This window comes from Pararhizobium sp. A13 (genome assembly GCF_040126305.1).
Taxonomy (GTDB): domain Bacteria; phylum Pseudomonadota; class Alphaproteobacteria; order Rhizobiales; family Rhizobiaceae; genus Pararhizobium.
Genome location: NZ_CP149510.1, coordinates 3,935,210 through 3,951,530 on the forward strand (window position 1 = coordinate 3,935,210; position 16,321 = coordinate 3,951,530).

Below are 16,321 nucleotides of genomic sequence, written 5' to 3' on the forward strand. Positions count from 1 at the left end.
CTTATAAACGACCCGTGCGCCATCGTTCATCTTAGGCGCTCTTCCAGTTTATCAATCAACCGCGCGCGAGCTTCGACAGTAAGTTTTCCCAGGTTCAACTGCTTCCATCGCACGGCAGGCAGGTCAGCCGCTCCCAGAACGCCGAGAAGCGACCAGTCCGGCTGACCGCGTTTAAATCCCCGGAGAAACTCCTTGTGCTCATTCGGCATGCCTCCCGCCATGGCGGCGATCAGTTCCTCACGCGCAGCAAGCAGCTCATCGAAAGGGACAGGCTCGGCGGTCATTCCGTCAAAGCCCTGCGCAAACTCCTGCGCGATGTCTTTGCGGCGCGGCACAAGCACCTCAGAGATCGGCCTGTCGTGGCTTATCAAATAGACGATAAAGGCGCGGCGCAGGTCATCGCTGATGCCTTCGTTCGCAAGCAAGTCACGAACGTCAAAGAGATCACGCGGGTGCTGGCGGTCAAGCGCGGCCATGATCTTGCCCGCGTACAGGTCGGCAAACGAAACAACCTGCATTTCCGCGAATCCAAAGGTGTCTTCCACACCCGGCGACACTGAACGCATCTCCGGCTCGAAAACGCAGCCGCGCAGAACCGGCGTAACCTCGATTTTGATCTGCGCATCGGGCCGCTGAACGGTCAGCTTGGTGATGATCTGCTCGCGGGCATTCAGGACTTCGGTGACGCGCAGGCCGCGCAATCCGGTTCGGATTTCCGCCGCCATGCGCTTCATGGCAGTATCGATCGCGGCAAGGGACTCCGGGCGTGGCGCCACCGGCAGGTAGGTCAGGTCGATATCGACCGACAGACGCGGCATGTCCCGCACAAAAAGGTTGATGGCGGTCCCGCCTTTCAGGGCGAAATCCTTCTCGGCGGCGACGAACGGGAGCACATCGATCAATAGCGCGACCTGGCGCCGATAACGTTCAGACAGGGGCACTGAGGTCCTCCGGGACAGTTATGAGGTAAGTTGGGTCGAGTTTGCCGCCCTTGACGAGCATACGTTTGCCGGTGCCGAGACTGATGGCGGCACGGTCTATTTGCTTTAGCCACGCTGGCCGATGGCGATCTGCAAACCAGAAGAAGAGCCGCTTGACCTTGACACTACGGCAGTCGGTGAGAAGAATCTGGAGCCGTCGCGGGCTCAAGGTCCGTAATCCTTCGACCAGCATATCGACCTGGTGAAAGCTCTCGCGGCCGGGCAGCCCGTCAAGCATTTCCAGCAGAGCGCGCTCCGGCGTCGAAGCTATGAGTGGCCAGTCGGACGGTCCTGGCAGTTCCCGCAGCGTGTGTGCCTGCAAAGCTTCTGCCGCCGCGAGAGTCTTGAACAGAACCTGCGACCGGTGAAACCGAAACGTTTCTTTCAGGGGAAGCTTGGCAAGCCAGCCCGGGGGCGACTCCGTCCCGTACAGGTGAATCATCGAGGGTCCGGATGCGGACAGGTAGTGGGTGAAGCCCTGCAGGTCGAGCGCGGTTCGCCCGCCGACCGCAAGGTTGCGCCCCATCACCTTCTGCAGCGAAACGACAGTCTTTTGCCAGTCCAGCTCGCCGAGCGGGCGCTTGTATGTGCCGCGTACCGGCTGAACCAGCCAACCGGCGGAAACATACTGGCTGCGCAGGCTCGTTGAATAGCCGTGCCGCTCCATCCATGCCGCATCAGCCAAAAGGCCCTCCGGCAGGGTTCGTTCGAGTTGGTTTAATTTTCCGCCAATTTGCTCAGTCATACTTAGTAAAATTGCATACTTTTAAACTTAATTCAAGGTTTGAAAGTATGCCACTTTACGCAGCCAAACTTAGTAAAAATTACCTCTGGCAAACCAAAGTTGGAGGCCGTCTTAGAACCGGAATTCCGGTGAGACAAATCGAGGAAAAAACGATGGAAAAACAACGTCCGAAGACGGAAATGGTGGGCCCGGAGGGACTCGAACCCCCAACCAAGCGGTTATGAGCCGCCGGCTCTAACCATTGAGCTACAGGCCCTGCCCCGGTTGTCCGGTATCCCGCAGACCAATGGCAGACCGCGGGTGGACTGGCTCTAGCGGAAAACGGGTTTTCCCACAAGACGTTGCCGCAATCCCTACACAATCAATGATCAAGAAGGGTGGCAGCGACGAAACACAACCGGAAAGAACCCACCCATGACCACAGCCTATTTCCCCCGCGGCCTCAGGGCCGTGGTTCTGGCGGCCGCCTTTGCGGGCATCGCAGGCACGGCTGCCTTCGCGCAGGACAACACGCCGCGCGAAGCGGTAATCACCGTTTTCGGCGAAGGCCACTCGGAAGTCGCCCCCGACATGGCGATCCTGTCGTTCAGCGTCGTCAAGGATGCCAAAACAGCCCGCGAGGCGCTCGACGCCAACAACAAGGCGATGGCCGACGTCCTCAACGCGCTGAAGAGCGGCGGCATCGCCGAAAACGACCTGCAGACCTCGGGCTTTGCGGTCAATCCGCAGTACCAGTATCCGGACAACAACGATGGCGGCAACCGCCCGCCGGTTCTGATCGGCTACCAGGTCGCCAATTCGCTGACCATCAAGGTGCGCGACCTTGCCAAGCTCGGCGAAATCATCGACCAGTCGGTGACGCTCGGCGTCAACCAGGGCGGTTCGATCCAATTCACCAATGACAAGCCGGAAGCGACGATCACCGAGGCTCGCAAGCAGGCCGTGGCCGATGCCGTATCAAAGGCCAAGGTGCTTTCAGAGGCCGCGGGCGTTTCGCTCGGACGCATCGTCGAGATTTCAGAGAACTCATCCCGGCCCGAACCGATGCCGATGATGCGCACGATGGCAAAAGAATACGCCGCCGATGCAGTGCCGATCGCAACCGGCGAAAACAGCTACAACGTCACCGTCAACGTCACCTTCGCGATCCAGCAATAATATCAGATCGCAGACGACTGTGGAAAAAAGGGACCCCGCTTCGGCGGGGTTTTGTTTTTGGTGCACGGCGTTTGGGGTGTGCGAAAGGCGGATCCATCCTTGTCTCCCCGCATGCCCGCCCTTGTGGCGGCTATCCAGTGCGTCCAAGTTCTTGGGTGCGGAAGGCTCTTTCACGCGATGGACATCGCGTGCCTCCGAAGAAAACGTCTCCAATGCCCGGCACCAAACAAAGACGCCCCCCGCAGTGAACCGCGAGGGGCGAGACTTTCCGCCGGCCGGGGGAGACAAGGCGGAAAGAATGGGATGCCGGCATCCCGGCCGGTTGATACCGGCCGCAAGCGTCGGGCGGCTGTTTTTCGTTAGCGGCCAATCACCGGGCAGCCGCGCACATTGGCGAACACGACGCGGCGATAATCGCCATGGCGGCGGCCTTCGACGACGACGCGGCGCCAGGAGACGTCCGCGACATAGGCGCGGCGCAGGCCGAAATAGCGCGCCTTGTCGACCGCAAGCCAGGGTGCGCAGCGGCCGCGGCGCTCACGATCCCAGCCGCCGCCCCAGCCCGGGCGATGGCGGCGGTCGCCATCCCAGTCGCGCTCGTCACGGTAACCGTCGCGATCGCGGTACTGGACGTCGACGACGCCGCCCGAATGGATGCCGAACGTCAGCGTGTCGGCGCTGGCAGGCGCGACCGTTGCGCCGAAACCCGTCAGACCGATGAAGCCGGCGAGCGCCAGTTTTGCGAGAATCTGTCTCATGAGTGTTTTCTCCGTGTTGGGTGCAAACTTCAGATGTCCGCCCGTTGTTTTGATCCGGGGCATTGAGGGAAAGGTAAGCCGGCGCGGCTGAACGGAACCAGAATCCGCCGTTCATCGGCGGTTCAGGCGGCCGGTTGAGGAGCGAATCGCGGGAATGGAACGATCGGTGCCCGAAGCGCGCCGCGTCAAAACGGCTTGTTGCGCCGTACTTCAGCTCTCTGTCTCGTGCATCTCGTTGTCCCAAACCGCTGCACGCTTTTGGGCGACATGCACGATCGCGATCGATTCTAATGAGCTAGAACGGGATGCGGGGCGGAGGACCGCGTCGCACTTTTCCTCATCCCGCTCTAGCGAGCGAGCGCTTTTTCGAAAACCCGGATGTTGCGGTAGTGGCTGAGCCGGGTGACGGCGCCGTTTTCGAATTCAAAGACGAAGACGCTGGGGATCGAATAGGATTGGCCGCTCGCCGCCGGGAAGCCGGGCATGGTTTCGCGGTAAACGCCGCGGGCGGTTGCGTCGATCGCGACGCGCTGGCCAAGCGCATCGTGCATCAGCACCATGTCGCTGAAGGTTTCATCGAAATGCCGGAAATAACTCATGACGCTCATGCGCAACGGATCGACACCGATGGTCCGCTGTCCCGTCATGGAATCGAGCGCCACATCCTCATCGAGGAAGGTGGCGAGCGTCTCGAAATCCCGCTCGTTCAAGGCTTCCATGAAGCGGCTGGCAATCGTCTGCGCGTCGGTCAATGAACTTCCCCCTTAATGTCGAACCGGGTGCGACCAAGCGCGACCGGCGGGAAATAACACCAAAGCCCTGATTTTGTTCCGGGAATGGAAAGCGAAACAGAAGCGGTGCCAAGACTGCACCGGGCGGTGCCCGCTTGTCCAGCGCAAAGCCGAGATCACCCGCCAAGATGAAGAACGATCTCGCGCCGGTGCGGTCGGTCGCGGTGTTCGAACAGGTAGAGCCCCTGCCAGGTGCCGAGCGTCAAGCGGCCGCCACTGACGGGAATGCCGATCGACACCTGCGTCAGTGCCGCCTTGATATGGGCCGGCATGTCGTCCGGTCCTTCCGCCGTGTGGATGATCCAGCGCATCGACGGATCGTCGGAGGGCGGCACCAGGCGCTTGAAGAACTGGTCGAGATCACGCCGCACGTCGGGGTCGGCATTCTCCTGGATGAGGAGCGAACAGGAGGTGTGGCGGACGAAGACGGTGAGCAGCCCCTCTTCCACGCTGTTGCGAACGAAGGCTTGCGCCTCGCCGGTGAACTCATAGAGGCCCGCGCCGCGCGTCGACAGGCTGATGATCGTCTGGGGCATGGTCTCCTTTCCGATCCTGCCCGCTGCGGCGGCAGGCAGGATTGTCTCCACATGTTCAAACCGCGGTGGTCATAGCTCCAGGAAGCTCTTGAAGCCACCATAGATCATGCGCTTGCCATCGAAGGGCATGGTCCATTTGTCGCTTGCAAGCCGCGGATCGGCCATGACCTTGGCGTTGATCGCATCGCGCTCCTCGCGCGAGGGATAGGTGATCCAGGAAAAGACCACCACCTCATCCTCCTTCGCCTGCACGGCGCGCGGAAAGGAGGTGAGCTCGCCATAGGGCACATCGTCGCCGATGCACTCGACATAGGAGAGCGCGCCATATTCCTTCCAGACGTCGCCGGCGGTGCGGGCCATGTCCTTATAGGCCTCCATATTGCCCTTCGGGACGGCGAGAACAAATCCATCGACATAGTGCATTTGGTGTTTCCTCCATGTTGAACCCTGCTGAGCCAAATGGCGCAGCAAGCCGGATCGTCAACGACGGCCGTCGGTCCAAAGCGTTTCGGGCGAACAATTATCGGCCGCCGGCCATTCCTCGCAGAGCGGCGGCTCTTCAGGCGCGGCCTGCAGCGGATAGATCGGGCGGTCGAAATATTCGTCGCGGCAGACGTACCAATAGGTGATGAAGGCATCGAGCCAGTCATCGTCGGCGTCGGCGATGCACAGCGGCAGCCAGGCGGTGAAACCCGGCTCGCCGGGGAGGGGATTTCGCGGTGCTTCAGCCTGCCCTCGCAGAAGCTCTTGCGGGCGCAGCGGCGCACACGGCAGAAGCGCGGGATCTCCATGCGGCCTGCGGTCACCCGCGACAGGCCGACGAACAGCTCGAACGGCATCGGTATTTCTTCGAACGGGGATTTTGGAACAGCTTCGTCCATCGTCAGGGCACACCTTCACCTTCACGCGGCGGCTTTTTCGCCCGTGGCTTGAAACCATCTTCAGTTCGCCGGCCTTCAAGCACGGCGGTATCGGCCGGGGCACATCGGGTGCCTCGGGTAAAATGAGTAGGGTGACACGCGATGTGCCCCGCTTCGGTGTCTTTTGCCGCGCTTCTCAGGTTCTTCTGCGCCTCTCCTTTTTTGAAGAAGAGACCTCCGATGCCCCGGCCCGGCCGCTTATCCGCCAGGCTTTTCAATGGGCGGGGCATGCCCTGGACCCCTCGACGGCAAAGCCGTCCAGCGTGGTGAACCGCCCGTGGTGGGGCATGCCCGGCACGCCCGGTTCATTTTCGAACCGGAGGAGAACCGCCTTTCACGCAGCCCCGGGGACTTCGCGCGCGTTTCGCCAAACCGTCTGGGCACCGGCCCCGCCTCGCCGGAAACGCAAACCGGTGTATCCGTGGCGGGACGGGAAGAGTATGGCACGGGGTTGTGGGGCGGGGACGAGCGGGAATGATTTTTCCCGAGGGAGGGTCGGATTGCAAGCGGCGGATTTTGCCCCATTGCAGACATTCTGACGACGCTCCTCAAGCGCTCTTTGGTTGCTTCTGAGAGCGGACGGGGCGAGTGGCAGCCCGCACCGAGGTATTCAGTGCCACGGCGGCGCAAATGAGAGCCTTCAACGCCTCTTCATCAATCCCGTCGCCCTCGTGGAGATCGATGGCACGCCTGGTGTTGCCTTCGAGGCTGGAGTTGAAGAGGCCCGAAGGGTCCTCCAACGAGGCGCCCTTGGCGAAGGTCATCTTCACGACATTCTTGTAGGTTTCACCGGTACAGATGATTCCGGCATGCGACCACACCGGAACCCCTCTCCACTTCCACTCCTCGACCACTTCGGAGTCGGCCTGCTTGATGAGACTTCGGACCCGAGCGAGCGTCTCGCCCCGCCAATCACTCAGCTCGTCGATTCTTGCATCTATCAGCTGGGAGGGAGAGGCTCCTGCTTTTTCTTCGTTCGAGTCGCTCTTCATGACTGTTGTCGCCTTCTTCCTGGTTGTTGTCGCTCGCCCGCCGCTCACATTCGTTCGCCGGGCAATTGGCTGGCTTGCGTCACCCAAGCGGCGAGCTGAGCTTCGTCGAGCTCGTCGTCCTCGTGGATGTCGAGGTAGCGCACTTCCTTCTGCTTGGACTCGCCGGGCGGAACGGGACGCAGCGACGCGCCGCGGAAGAAAGCCACTTTGACGTACTTCGTGAAGACATGGATGCCGAGGAACCAGCCCTGGCCCTCTATCCCGTATAGCGGCGAGTTCCATTTGACCGCCTTGTGCACGCCGGGGACAGTGCGCATAATGAGCGCGTCGAGACGGCGCCCGACATCGCTTTTCCAGCCCGGCATGGCCGCGATGTAGTCCTGCACGGGGGCGTCGCCATAGCCCTTCGTGATCTGAGGATTGCCGCCGGCAAGGAGGGTCGGTTGCGCGGCGACCGATTTTGCGGCGACCTTCGCCGGCGTCTTGGACGTTTGGTTGGCCATTGCGTTCACTCCGCTGATACACGGATAAAATCCAGGATGCCTGATTATTGGTGATGTCGACCTGTTCGGCATGGCAATCGGTTGGTCTGCAGCTCAGCATATTCTGCGTGGGGTGACAGGGACTTCTACCTACAACCAGCGCACGTGCCCAAGATATTAGCGTCTCACCCGCGGTATACAAGCTCCTGGTCAGATCAGGCCGGCGGTCCCTGGCTGCGCGGGCGATCTTCCTTGCGCGCTGAGCGACATACCATTGATCCCAACGCGTTCCCCCTTTTTCCGTAGAGACGAAACGGACCCGCTTGCGGCCATCGGCGGCACTGGCATCGTTGAGATCGCCACGAGCTGTTTAGGTCGTATATTCAGACTTTTCTGCTACTCAGCGTAACTCTTCTTGCGGCAAACCGTCGGAATCATCGCTTGAAGACCTGCTCAAAGATGCCGATGCCGCGCTCTATCACGCGAAGCGGAACGGCAGGAAGCCAGAGCGACGGCGCAGACAGCGCCTCCATGTTGCTGGCCAGCCGACGGCAAGTTCGTTTGGTCAAGGCGATTGCGGGCAAGCACTGAGAACAGCGGCCGCAGGATTTCCCCACGGCTGCCGTTCAAGGCAACGTCCCTCACCCCTCGTTATGGTTTTCGTGAAAACCGGCGCTGCCCTTGCGCCAGTAGCCGGCGGCCTTGATCCAGGTGCGGTTGTGGCCGCGCTCTTCGACGAGATGCTTGCGCAGGAGCTTGACCGTATCGTTTTCGCCGGCGATCCAGATGTAGCCGTCACCTTCCGGCAAGGTCAGGCCGGCGACGGCGGCAAGCAGTGTGGAAGGGTCGCTCGCCCTTTCGAGCGGGCGATGGACCCAATGGGTTTCAAGCGCGGTTTCGGTTTCGAAGGTCTGCTCCTCCTCGCTTCCGGCGACGGCGGCGATGACCATGGCGGGGACGCCGGGGCGCAGTTCCTCCAGCCGCCGGCCGATTGCCGGCAGCGCCGTCTCGTCGCCGATCAGGAGATACCAGTCGAAATCATCGGTGACGACGAAGGAGCCGCGCGGGCCGCCGACGCCAAGCCGGGAGCCGGGTCTTGCAGCGACGGCCCATTCGGTGGCGGGCCCGGCCTCGTGGAGGGCGAAGTCGAGCACCAGTTCGCCGCGCGCCGGATCATGGCGCCGCGGGGTGAAATCGCGCATCGGCGAGGCAACGGCTCCTTCGGGCAGAGCGGGCGCGTCCGGGCCGATGGCCGGCCAGATGGGCTGCTCCTGTCCGGCCAAGGGCAGGCACAGCTTGACGTGATCGTCATAGCCGGCGCTGACGAAACCGGCGAGGTCATCGCCGGTCAGGGTGATGCGGGCCATGTTGGGGGTGAGTCGCTCGGCCGTTTTCACGGTCAGGAGACGGCGGCGCAGTTCGTGGCGGACGCGCGCGACGGCGTGTCTTTCGGTCATGGGATATCCTTTAATCGGGTGCGGCGCTAACCGCGATTGATCTCTTCGACAGCCCGGCGAAGAATGTCCGCCAGCCGGGCTGCCTCTTGCGGCGAACAGCCCCGCTTGTGGAACAAAGCGGCCTTGATCGCCTGGCGGGCGATCTCCAGCGCATCATAGCCATGGGCTTCCGGATCCTCGCCAAAGGCCGGTCCCCGTCCCTCGATGACATCGCGCACCGCATCCATCTTGGCGCCGATGCGGCCCAAATCCTCCAGGATGCGGTCGGCCCCTGCCCGGTCGGCCTCGAGCGCGGCGCGGCCAGCATCGGTAATGCTGAAGAGCTTCTTGTTGCCGTCGGCCTGCGCCATCGCATGGCCGATTTCATCGAGGTAGGTGAGCGCCGGATAGATCATGCCCGGGCTCGGGACATAGAAGCCGCCGGACAGCTCCTCGATCGTGCGGATGAGTTCGTATCCATGTGCCGGCTGTCGGGCGAGAAGCGCCAGGATTAGCAGCTGCAGATCGGCGGAGGAGAGCTTGCGCCCGGCGCGAAAACCGCCCGGAGAGGCAAAGCCGCCTTCGAAGCGTCCATGGCCGTGGCGGCCGCGATCGTGAGCCGAGCGCTCAGGTCCCTGGCGATCATGCCCGTGATGTCCGCCGGGACCTCCTTGACCGTGTCGACCGCGCATGAGATTTCCTTTCATAAGACATAACGATAGATATATCTTGCGATATAACTTTTGATGCAGCAAGAGGCGAAACCGCCGTTTTTGACTGGCGTTTTCGAGTGAATGGGCGTTGACTGTGATGCTGAGACCATCCACCGGCGATTGCGCTGGTTCAACAAAGGCACGCCGGACAGAGTTCAAAGGGAGGGAAAGAGCATGCAGAAGATCACGCCGTTTCTCTGGTTCGACAACCGGCTCGACGAGGCACTGGAGTTCTACACGTCGATTTTCAAAAGTGCCAAGGTGACCTACCACCAGCGCGGGCCGGACGGCAAAACCTTTACCGCCGCCTTCGAACTGGAAGGCCAGGAATTCATGGGACTGAACGGCGGGCCGCATTATCATTTCACGCCCGCCGTCTCCTTCTTCGTCAAATGCGCCGACCAGGCGGAGGTGGACTATTACTGGGACCGGCTGCTGGAGGGCGGGCATGCGCAGCAATGCGGCTGGCTGACCGACCGCTTCGGCCTCAGCTGGCAGATCATTCCCGACGCGCTGATGCAACTGATGAGCGATCCGGACCACGCCCGGGCCGGGCGCGTGCGCGACGCGATGATGCGGATGGTGAAGATCGATGTCGCCGGATTGGAGAAGGCGGCAGCGGGTCGGTAACCGGCCTCACCCCTCAAGATCGCCTTTGAGCCGCCCGAGCAGATCCACCGCCTGAGCGGCATAGGGGCCGATCCAGCGGTCGTGGATCTGTTTGATCGGCAGCGGATTGAGATAGTTCCAGCGCTCGCGGCCCTCGCGGCGGACGATGACGAGGTCCGCCTCTTCCAGAACCTTCAGATGCTGCATCACCGTGCAGCGATCAAGGGCTGGAAACCGCGTGCACAATTCCCCCGTCGTTTGCGGATGATCCTTCAGCATATCGAGCATGCTGCGCCGGCTGGAGGCCGCCAAGGCCTTGAAGATTCTGTCGTTTTTATCATCGGTTGACATGTTATATTTTTATAACATAATGGGGCCGAGGACAAGCAGAAATCAGGCAGAAAACAGGAGGAAAGATCATGGAACTGAAGTTCAAGGTCGCCGGCCGGATCGCCAAGCCGGTCTCGGAGGTTTTCGAGGCGGTGATCGACCCCGCGCAATTATCGCGCTATTTCACCACCGGCGGCGCCAAGGGCCGGATCGAGACCGGCACCACCGTCACCTGGGACTTTCACGATTTTCCCGGTGCCTTCCCGGTGAAGGTGGTCGATGTCGTGAAGGACAAGAAGATCGTGCTGCAATGGGCCGCCAATGAAGCCAACCGGATGGAGGCCGACAACGCGGGCGCCGGCTACGACACGACGGTGACGATGACCTTCGAGCCGGTCGACGGAAACCGGACGCTGGTGACGATATCGGAGGAAGGCTGGCGCGAGACGGCGGGCGCCCTCGTGGCATCCTACGGCAATTGCGAAGGCTGGACGGGGGCTCTGTGCGCCATGAAGGTCTGGCTGGAGCACGGCATCAATCTGCGCGAGGGGTTCTATAAGTAGCGGACCGGAAGGCGCTGTCGGTCAATTGTCCGGCAGGCGGCGCGCCTTCCTCTCGCTCTCCGAAACGACCTTACCGATCGCGAAGCGGAACGACGTTACGCTACGAAACTCCTCGTCGACGGTACATTCGAACTCGATATCGTGCCAAACCCGACGGCTGACAAAGGCTCCGCCGGTGGCACGCAACACCTGACCGGAGATCAGGCCACCTCCATCGGAAAAGGCCACAATGCCTTCAGGCAGGGTTTCCGGCCGCGCATGGCGTATTTGCTCCAAGGTCTCAAACGTACAAATCTGTACGATCCGTCGGTTTGGCGGCAGTTTGCCGAGCGCCTGACGCGCCCGGGGGTTCGAGAGTGCGTCGGCAGTGAACAATTCCTTGGCCTTCGGCAGATCGGACGGCGGCAGCAGCGACCTCGCATCGACTGATTTATTGTCGGCTGACGCGGATTGTTCCCGGTTTGCCACCGTGACGTCGGTCGGCTTTTGCTCGGGTTTCGATACCGGCTTCGGCACCGTCCGTATGTCCAGCTCGCCTTCGTTCAGGGTCTGGCTGGCATTCGCAGTTTCGGGGAGATCGAGTTCTGGCGGTTTGGACGCCTTCGGCGTCTCATCGGAGGTGTCGTCCGGTTTTTGGACCGCCTCGTCAGCTCTCTCCGTCACCTTGCTCTCGACCGGCGGTGTGGCGCGGTCGGCGCGCGGCTCGCCCTCGGGCGTCAGCAGCGGCTCCGACGGTCTGGCGCCGCCCGCTTCCTTGCCGTCCTCTTTCGCGGCGGATTCGAAGGCCTGCGGCTGGCTCTTCTGCGGCTCGGCCTGCTTCTCGGCCGGGATTGCCGGCTTTTCCTCAACCTTCCGCGCCGGTTTTTCCATCGGCTTCATTTCGCCCTGCGGCTTCTGCTCCGGTTCTGGTTTCTGCTCCGGTTTCTTCTCGGGTTCGGGCTCTTTTTCCGGCTCCGGTTTCTTCTCAGGTTCCGGTTTCTTCTCAGGTTCCGGCACCATCTCGACCTTGACGGTCTCTTCCTTCTCGGGCTCCGGCGCGACCGGCGGCAGGCGGAAGAGGAGCAATGCGGCGATGGCGACATGCAGCGCGACGGAGGCGAAAAGCCCCGCGCCAAAACTCCTCCGCCGTTTTTCCAGTTTCTGCTGCATGAATTGGTGGATACGGCCGGATACTGACCGGAGCATGGCCGGCCGAAGATGGGAAAGACGAAATTCAGTCGGCCCGACTGGCCGGTGTGGTGTTCAGTAGCACACGGCTTCACACGTTCCTAGCGAGCGCGAAACGCATCCACGTGCACCGCCGCCCTGCATGCTCAAGCCTCGTGTTCGGATATCTCGAAACGGTCGGCATAGAAGGCCAGGTGATCCTTGATGGCGCTCATCGCATCGTACGGCGCCTCGTAGGACCAGACGGCGTTGGTCAGCCGGTCGCCGCCGGAGGGCACGCTGAAATAGGAGCAATCGCCTTTGTAGGGGCAATATGTGGCGTGATCGGTGCGCTCCAGCAGCGTCATATCGACATCGGCACGCGGAATATACTGCACCGGCGGATAGGAGGATTCCCGCAGCGTCAGGGCGTCACGGCTGGCGGCCAGGGTCTTTCCGCCCGCCTTCACCACCACGCGACCCGGGTTCCGTGTGATGGTGATCGGATGATCCGGGCCGGGGATTTTGATCGGTTTCGCGGACACATGGTTCTCCCCACCCGGCGAAGGCTTCGTCATCGTGGTCTTGTCCGGGCGGGATCCAGGCGACATCCTAACCCAGCGAATTGATGAGTTCGCGGTAAGCTGCTTCGGGGAAAGCCTTCAATGTGCGGGTGCGCACATTCCCGGCCGAACCGAGGGACAGAGCGAAACGGGCGGCAACCGCGTCGTCGGGCGCCTCGCAGACCGCCACCATGTCATGTTCGCCCATGGTCAGATAGAAATCCTTGAACGAGCCACCCATGTCACTCAGCAGTTTCTTCGCCGCGTCGAGGCGTTTCGGCGACTCGCGCACATTCTTGACACCTTGCTCCGTCCAGTTGATCAGCATGATATACATGGTCATAGCACACCTCCCTTACGGCACGACCTTCAAGGTGGCGCCGCGATTGACGCCTCCGCCTCCCGCCCCATCGGACAAACCATCCGACAAAGCGGACGGCCGATTTCACTGAACGCGTACGACTAAAGCTTCGAGGTTTTAGCAAGCGGAGAAGTATAGTCCTGTCGGCCTGAGCGAACAAGCAAGGGTAGAGGCAATCAAGAGGCGCAGCGAACTCAAAACCGAGCGCAAAGCCCATTGCATTTACAAGCCGCTGGCACGTCCGCCGGGACGCACGACGCACAATTACCGGACCACGAGGCGCGAACGGCGCGGCCCGGCAAGCTTGCCGGCCACAAAAAACCCGGCCAGCTTTCACTGACCGGGTTCCAATTTTTCAACCGGCGGATATGCCCGTTTAACTATCGAGGAAGCTTCTCAGCTTGCGCGACCGGCTCGGGTGCTTCAGCTTGCGCAGCGCCTTGGCTTCGATCTGGCGGATACGTTCGCGGGTGACCGAGAACTGCTGGCCGACTTCCTCGAGCGTGTGGTCGGTGTTCATGCCGATGCCGAAGCGCATGCGCAGCACGCGCTCTTCGCGCGGGGTGAGCGAAGCGAGCACGCGGGTCGTCGTCTCGCGCAGGTTCGCCTGGATGGCGGCGTCGATCGGCAGAAGCGCGTTCTTGTCCTCGATGAAATCGCCGAGGTGGCTGTCTTCTTCGTCGCCGACCGGCGTTTCGAGCGAGATCGGCTCCTTGGCGATCTTCAGGACCTTGCGGACCTTTTCGAGCGGCATGGCGAGCTTTTCGGCCAGTTCCTCCGGCGTCGGCTCGCGGCCGATCTCGTGCAGCATCTGGCGCGACGTGCGGACGATCTTGTTGATCGTCTCGATCATGTGCACCGGAATGCGGATCGTGCGTGCCTGGTCGGCGATCGAGCGGGTGATCGCCTGCCGGATCCACCAGGTGGCATAGGTCGAGAATTTGTAGCCACGACGGTACTCGAACTTGTCAACCGCCTTCATCAGGCCAATATTGCCTTCCTGGATCAGATCGAGGAACTGCAGGCCGCGGTTGGTGTACTTCTTGGCGATGGAGATGACGAGGCGCAGGTTGGCCTCGACCATTTCCTTCTTGGCGATGCGCGCTTCGCGCTCGCCCTTCTGCACCATGTGCACGATGCGGCGGAATTCCGAGATCGAGATGCCGGTTTCCGTGGCGAGATTCTGGATCTCGGCGCGGATGTTGCGGATCATCGTGTTCTCGTTCTTGGCAAATTCCTTCCAGCCCTTGGCGGCCAGATTGGCGATCGACTTCATCCAGTTCGGATCGAGTTCGGCACCGGAATACTGCTCGAGGAACGAATCGCGCTTGACGCCGTAGGATTCAGCCAGACGCAACAGGCGGCCTTCGTTCTGAACGAGGCGCTTGTTGATGTCGTAGAGCTGCTCGACGAGGCTGTCGACGCGGTTCTGGTTGAGCGACAGCGACTTGACCGCCGTGATCAGCTCGTCCTTCAGTTCCTTGTAGCGGCGCTCCTGGGCGGGCGACAGCGTGCCGGTGGCGGCAAGGCGGGCTTCCACCTGCTGGTCCTGCAGCTTGCGCAGCTTCTTGTAGGTCTCGGCGATGGTGTCGAGCGTTTCCATGACCTGCGGGCGCAGTTCCGCTTCCATGGCGGCGAGCGAGAGGTTCGATTCGTCGTCGTCCTCTTCCTCTTCCTCCGGCGGCAGGCCTTCGCCGCCGACATTGGTGATGTCGTCGTCGCCACCACGCGGCCTGCGGTTCTTTTCCTTCTCTTCGGCCGCCTTGCGGTCGGCCTCGATCTTTTCCGGGCTCTGGAACTGCGGCGCCGCCTTCGCTTCCGGACCGGAATAGGTGGTTTCGAGATCGATGATCTCGCGCAGCAGCGTGTTGCCTTCGTTGAGTTCGTCGCGCCAGATGATGATCGCCTGGAAGGTCAGCGGGCTCTCGCAGAGGCCCGCGATCATGGTTTCGCGGCCAGCCTCGATGCGCTTGGCAATGGCGATTTCGCCCTCGCGCGACAGAAGCTCGACCGAGCCCATTTCGCGCAGGTACATGCGGACCGGATCGTCGGTGCGATCGGTCGGTTCCTTCTTCTTCGCCGTCGCAACGGCCGTGCCGCCGGACGGAGCGAGTTCGCCGCCTTCGCTGTCACCGTCGGAATCGCCGTCCTCTTCCTCAGCGGCGGCGGTGCCCTCTTCGGTTTCCTCGTCCTCGACGACATTGATGCCCATCTCGTTGAGCATTGCCATGATGTCTTCGATCCGGTCAGGATCGACCTGATCGGAGGGCAGAACTTCATTCAGTTCGTCCATGGTGACGTAGCCGCGCTTCTTGGCGGCCTTGATCATCTTCTTGACCGCGTCATCCGAGAGATCGAGAAGCGGGCCGTCGGGTGCGCCTTCGCGTTCGCCTTCTGCTTCTTCGTTCTCTTTGACTTTGGTTGCCATGTATTCGTCGCTTTCCTTGGACAGCATTCAACGCGTGAGCGGTGCAAAACTTTTTCGAGGCTCGGGCGCGTCAATCGCTCCCACCGCGAATCATTACCCCTGACGTAACGGGATGATCTTTAATTCCTGCTTAACCACGATAGTCACACCGCGGTTAGACCGGCCAGCTGCGACAGCAGCGCCGGGTAGACATCATTTGCATGATGATCGTATCCGCCGTACCCATTTCACCTACTGTATTAGAAATGGTGATTCCCACAATTTTCGGTCCCGTCAAGCATTTCCGGCGAAAAACCGTTCAAAACGGCAAAAAAGGCTGAATCAAGCTCATCGCTTCAAAGATTCAGTTCACTGCCGGAAATGTAGGAACTGTTCCTAAAAAGACAAGGGTCCGGCGAATCTCTGCAGAGAGATAACCGGCCGGAGTGAACCAACGACGGCAGCCTTCGTATTGAGGACGTCAGAAGCGCTTGCCGTCAAATTTGGTAATCGTCAGGGCCTCAAGATCGACGTCCGGCAGACACCGGACATTGACCGCGGCCGTCGGACCATCCTTGCCCTCCCCTTCGCCAAAGGGGGCAATTCCACAGATGCCACAGAAATGGTGCTTGATGGCGTGCTTGTTGAATTCATAGGTCGACAGCGCCGACGCCGGTGTTTTCAATGCCAGCTTGTCGCGCGGCACGAAGGTCAGCAGCCCGCCGCGCCGGCGGCACATCGAGCAATTGCAATCCATCACCTCGGCGATCTCCGCCTCGACCTCAAAAGCGATCGCGCCGCAATGGCAGCTTCCGGAATAGATCATGAAAC

The 16,321-nt window shown here is 61.3% G+C and carries 20 protein-coding genes and 1 tRNA gene; 3 read left to right on the forward strand and 18 right to left on the reverse strand.

Going from position 1 to position 16,321, the window contains the following annotated elements:
- Nucleotides 1-26 precede the first annotated feature (26 nt).
- The 3 genes from WI754_RS19225 to WI754_RS19235 form a co-directional block, all read right to left on the reverse strand.
- Nucleotides 27-941, reverse strand: a complete 915-nt coding sequence (locus WI754_RS19225; protein WP_349435036.1) for a nucleotidyl transferase AbiEii/AbiGii toxin family protein — start codon at nucleotides 939-941, stop codon at nucleotides 27-29.
- A complete protein-coding gene (locus WI754_RS19230; RefSeq protein ID WP_349435037.1) occupies nucleotides 928-1,725 on the reverse strand; it encodes a type IV toxin-antitoxin system AbiEi family antitoxin domain-containing protein in 798 nt (265 codons plus the stop codon). Before WI754_RS19230 ends, WI754_RS19225 begins: the two co-directional genes overlap by 14 nt.
- A 180-nt stretch (nucleotides 1,726-1,905) precedes the next feature.
- Nucleotides 1,906-1,981 (reverse strand) — tRNA-Ile (locus WI754_RS19235).
- A 158-nt stretch (nucleotides 1,982-2,139) separates the two neighbouring features.
- Between WI754_RS19235 and WI754_RS19240 the strand changes: the two genes are divergently transcribed.
- Nucleotides 2,140-2,883 (forward strand): SIMPL domain-containing protein, encoded by a 744-nt coding sequence (locus tag WI754_RS19240; protein WP_349435038.1) that lies wholly within the window; start codon nucleotides 2,140-2,142, stop codon nucleotides 2,881-2,883.
- Between the two features lie 359 nt (nucleotides 2,884-3,242).
- Here WI754_RS19240 and WI754_RS19245 read toward each other — a convergent pair whose 3' ends face one another.
- The 9 genes from WI754_RS19245 to WI754_RS19285 form a co-directional block, all read right to left on the reverse strand.
- Entirely contained in the window at nucleotides 3,243-3,641 is a 399-nt protein-coding gene (locus tag WI754_RS19245) for a hypothetical protein (protein WP_349435039.1), read from the reverse strand.
- A gap of 347 nt (nucleotides 3,642-3,988) precedes the next feature.
- Nucleotides 3,989-4,393: a ketosteroid isomerase-related protein gene (locus tag WI754_RS19250; RefSeq protein WP_349435040.1), complete on the reverse strand. Its 405-nt coding sequence runs from the start codon at nucleotides 4,391-4,393 to the stop codon at nucleotides 3,989-3,991.
- A 155-nt stretch (nucleotides 4,394-4,548) separates the two neighbouring features.
- Entirely contained in the window at nucleotides 4,549-4,968 is a 420-nt protein-coding gene (locus WI754_RS19255) for a secondary thiamine-phosphate synthase enzyme YjbQ (protein WP_349435041.1), read from the reverse strand.
- 69 nt (nucleotides 4,969-5,037) lie between these two features.
- Nucleotides 5,038-5,391, reverse strand: coding sequence for a DUF1428 family protein (locus tag WI754_RS19260; RefSeq protein ID WP_349435042.1), 354 nt, complete (start codon nucleotides 5,389-5,391; stop codon nucleotides 5,038-5,040).
- A 57-nt stretch (nucleotides 5,392-5,448) separates the two neighbouring features.
- Nucleotides 5,449-5,907 carry a hypothetical protein gene (locus WI754_RS19265; RefSeq protein WP_349435043.1) on the reverse strand — a complete coding sequence of 153 codons (459 nt, stop codon included), beginning with the start codon at nucleotides 5,905-5,907 and terminating at the stop codon, nucleotides 5,449-5,451.
- Nucleotides 5,908-6,436: 529 nt separating this feature from the next.
- Complete coding sequence (locus tag WI754_RS19270; protein WP_349435044.1) at nucleotides 6,437-6,880, reverse strand: DUF1801 domain-containing protein; 444 nt, start codon at nucleotides 6,878-6,880, stop codon at nucleotides 6,437-6,439.
- 44 nt (nucleotides 6,881-6,924) lie between these two features.
- Nucleotides 6,925-7,383, reverse strand: a complete 459-nt coding sequence (locus WI754_RS19275) for a DUF1801 domain-containing protein (protein WP_349435045.1) — start codon at nucleotides 7,381-7,383, stop codon at nucleotides 6,925-6,927.
- Between the two features lie 620 nt (nucleotides 7,384-8,003).
- Nucleotides 8,004-8,819 carry a siderophore-interacting protein gene (locus tag WI754_RS19280; RefSeq protein WP_349435046.1) on the reverse strand — a complete coding sequence of 272 codons (816 nt, stop codon included), beginning with the start codon at nucleotides 8,817-8,819 and terminating at the stop codon, nucleotides 8,004-8,006.
- Nucleotides 8,820-8,845: 26 nt separating this feature from the next.
- Nucleotides 8,846-9,490 carry a PadR family transcriptional regulator gene (locus WI754_RS19285; protein ID WP_349435047.1) on the reverse strand — a complete coding sequence of 215 codons (645 nt, stop codon included), beginning with the start codon at nucleotides 9,488-9,490 and terminating at the stop codon, nucleotides 8,846-8,848.
- Between the two features lie 195 nt (nucleotides 9,491-9,685).
- Here WI754_RS19285 and WI754_RS19290 point away from each other — a divergent pair, with 195 nt between their 5' ends.
- Nucleotides 9,686-10,141: a VOC family protein gene (locus WI754_RS19290; protein ID WP_349435048.1), complete on the forward strand. Its 456-nt coding sequence runs from the start codon at nucleotides 9,686-9,688 to the stop codon at nucleotides 10,139-10,141.
- A gap of 6 nt (nucleotides 10,142-10,147) precedes the next feature.
- Here the strand turns inward: WI754_RS19290 and WI754_RS19295 are convergent, their stop codons facing one another.
- Entirely contained in the window at nucleotides 10,148-10,471 is a 324-nt protein-coding gene (locus WI754_RS19295; RefSeq protein ID WP_349435049.1) for a metalloregulator ArsR/SmtB family transcription factor, read from the reverse strand.
- A gap of 68 nt (nucleotides 10,472-10,539) precedes the next feature.
- Between WI754_RS19295 and WI754_RS19300 the strand changes: the two genes are divergently transcribed.
- Complete coding sequence (locus WI754_RS19300) at nucleotides 10,540-11,013, forward strand: SRPBCC domain-containing protein (protein ID WP_349435050.1); 474 nt, start codon at nucleotides 10,540-10,542, stop codon at nucleotides 11,011-11,013.
- Nucleotides 11,014-11,034: 21 nt separating this feature from the next.
- Here the strand turns inward: WI754_RS19300 and WI754_RS19305 are convergent, their stop codons facing one another.
- The 5 genes from WI754_RS19305 to WI754_RS19325 all read right to left on the reverse strand — a co-directional run bounded on the left by WI754_RS19305 (nucleotide 11,035) and on the right by WI754_RS19325 (nucleotide 16,316).
- Nucleotides 11,035-12,162 carry a DUF930 domain-containing protein gene (locus WI754_RS19305; protein WP_349435051.1) on the reverse strand — a complete coding sequence of 376 codons (1,128 nt, stop codon included), beginning with the start codon at nucleotides 12,160-12,162 and terminating at the stop codon, nucleotides 11,035-11,037.
- A gap of 164 nt (nucleotides 12,163-12,326) precedes the next feature.
- Nucleotides 12,327-12,704, reverse strand: coding sequence for a DUF427 domain-containing protein (locus tag WI754_RS19310; RefSeq protein ID WP_349435052.1), 378 nt, complete (start codon nucleotides 12,702-12,704; stop codon nucleotides 12,327-12,329).
- 67 nt (nucleotides 12,705-12,771) lie between these two features.
- On the reverse strand, nucleotides 12,772-13,065 hold the full coding sequence (locus WI754_RS19315; RefSeq protein ID WP_349435053.1) for a GYD domain-containing protein: 294 nt from the start codon (nucleotides 13,063-13,065) through the stop codon (nucleotides 12,772-12,774).
- A 394-nt stretch (nucleotides 13,066-13,459) separates the two neighbouring features.
- On the reverse strand, nucleotides 13,460-15,511 hold the full coding sequence (gene rpoD, locus WI754_RS19320) for an RNA polymerase sigma factor RpoD (protein ID WP_349435054.1): 2,052 nt from the start codon (nucleotides 15,509-15,511) through the stop codon (nucleotides 13,460-13,462).
- Nucleotides 15,512-15,971: 460 nt separating this feature from the next.
- Nucleotides 15,972-16,316 (reverse strand): GFA family protein, encoded by a 345-nt coding sequence (locus tag WI754_RS19325; protein ID WP_349435055.1) that lies wholly within the window; start codon nucleotides 16,314-16,316, stop codon nucleotides 15,972-15,974.
- Between the last annotated feature and the right edge of the window lie 5 nt (nucleotides 16,317-16,321).

Bases quoted from the DNA above. Each gene is read 5' to 3' on its own strand.
- WI754_RS19260 (WP_349435042.1), bottom strand. From the start codon at position 5,391: ATGCACTATGTCGATGGATTTGTTCTCGCCGTCCCGAAGGGCAATATG.
- WI754_RS19275 (WP_349435045.1), bottom strand. From the start codon at position 7,383: ATGGCCAACCAAACGTCCAAGACGCCGGCGAAGGTCGCCGCAAAATCG.
- WI754_RS19270 (WP_349435044.1), bottom strand. From the start codon at position 6,880: ATGAAGAGCGACTCGAACGAAGAAAAAGCAGGAGCCTCTCCCTCCCAG.
- WI754_RS19230 (WP_349435037.1), bottom strand. From the start codon at position 1,725: ATGACTGAGCAAATTGGCGGAAAATTAAACCAACTCGAACGAACCCTG.
- WI754_RS19325 (WP_349435055.1), bottom strand. From the start codon at position 16,316: ATGATCTATTCCGGAAGCTGCCATTGCGGCGCGATCGCTTTTGAGGTC.
- WI754_RS19315 (WP_349435053.1), bottom strand. From the start codon at position 13,065: ATGACCATGTATATCATGCTGATCAACTGGACGGAGCAAGGTGTCAAG.
- WI754_RS19245 (WP_349435039.1), bottom strand. From the start codon at position 3,641: ATGAGACAGATTCTCGCAAAACTGGCGCTCGCCGGCTTCATCGGTCTG.
- WI754_RS19265 (WP_349435043.1), bottom strand. From the start codon at position 5,907: ATGGTTTCAAGCCACGGGCGAAAAAGCCGCCGCGTGAAGGTGAAGGTG.
- WI754_RS19255 (WP_349435041.1), bottom strand. From the start codon at position 4,968: ATGCCCCAGACGATCATCAGCCTGTCGACGCGCGGCGCGGGCCTCTAT.
- WI754_RS19285 (WP_349435047.1), bottom strand. From the start codon at position 9,490: ATGCGCGGTCGACACGGTCAAGGAGGTCCCGGCGGACATCACGGGCAT.
- WI754_RS19305 (WP_349435051.1), bottom strand. From the start codon at position 12,162: ATGCAGCAGAAACTGGAAAAACGGCGGAGGAGTTTTGGCGCGGGGCTT.
- WI754_RS19300 (WP_349435050.1), top strand. From the start codon at position 10,540: ATGGAACTGAAGTTCAAGGTCGCCGGCCGGATCGCCAAGCCGGTCTCG.
- rpoD (WP_349435054.1), bottom strand. From the start codon at position 15,511: ATGGCAACCAAAGTCAAAGAGAACGAAGAAGCAGAAGGCGAACGCGAA.
- WI754_RS19290 (WP_349435048.1), top strand. From the start codon at position 9,686: ATGCAGAAGATCACGCCGTTTCTCTGGTTCGACAACCGGCTCGACGAG.
- WI754_RS19240 (WP_349435038.1), top strand. From the start codon at position 2,140: ATGACCACAGCCTATTTCCCCCGCGGCCTCAGGGCCGTGGTTCTGGCG.
- WI754_RS19295 (WP_349435049.1), bottom strand. From the start codon at position 10,471: ATGTCAACCGATGATAAAAACGACAGAATCTTCAAGGCCTTGGCGGCC.
- WI754_RS19280 (WP_349435046.1), bottom strand. From the start codon at position 8,819: ATGACCGAAAGACACGCCGTCGCGCGCGTCCGCCACGAACTGCGCCGC.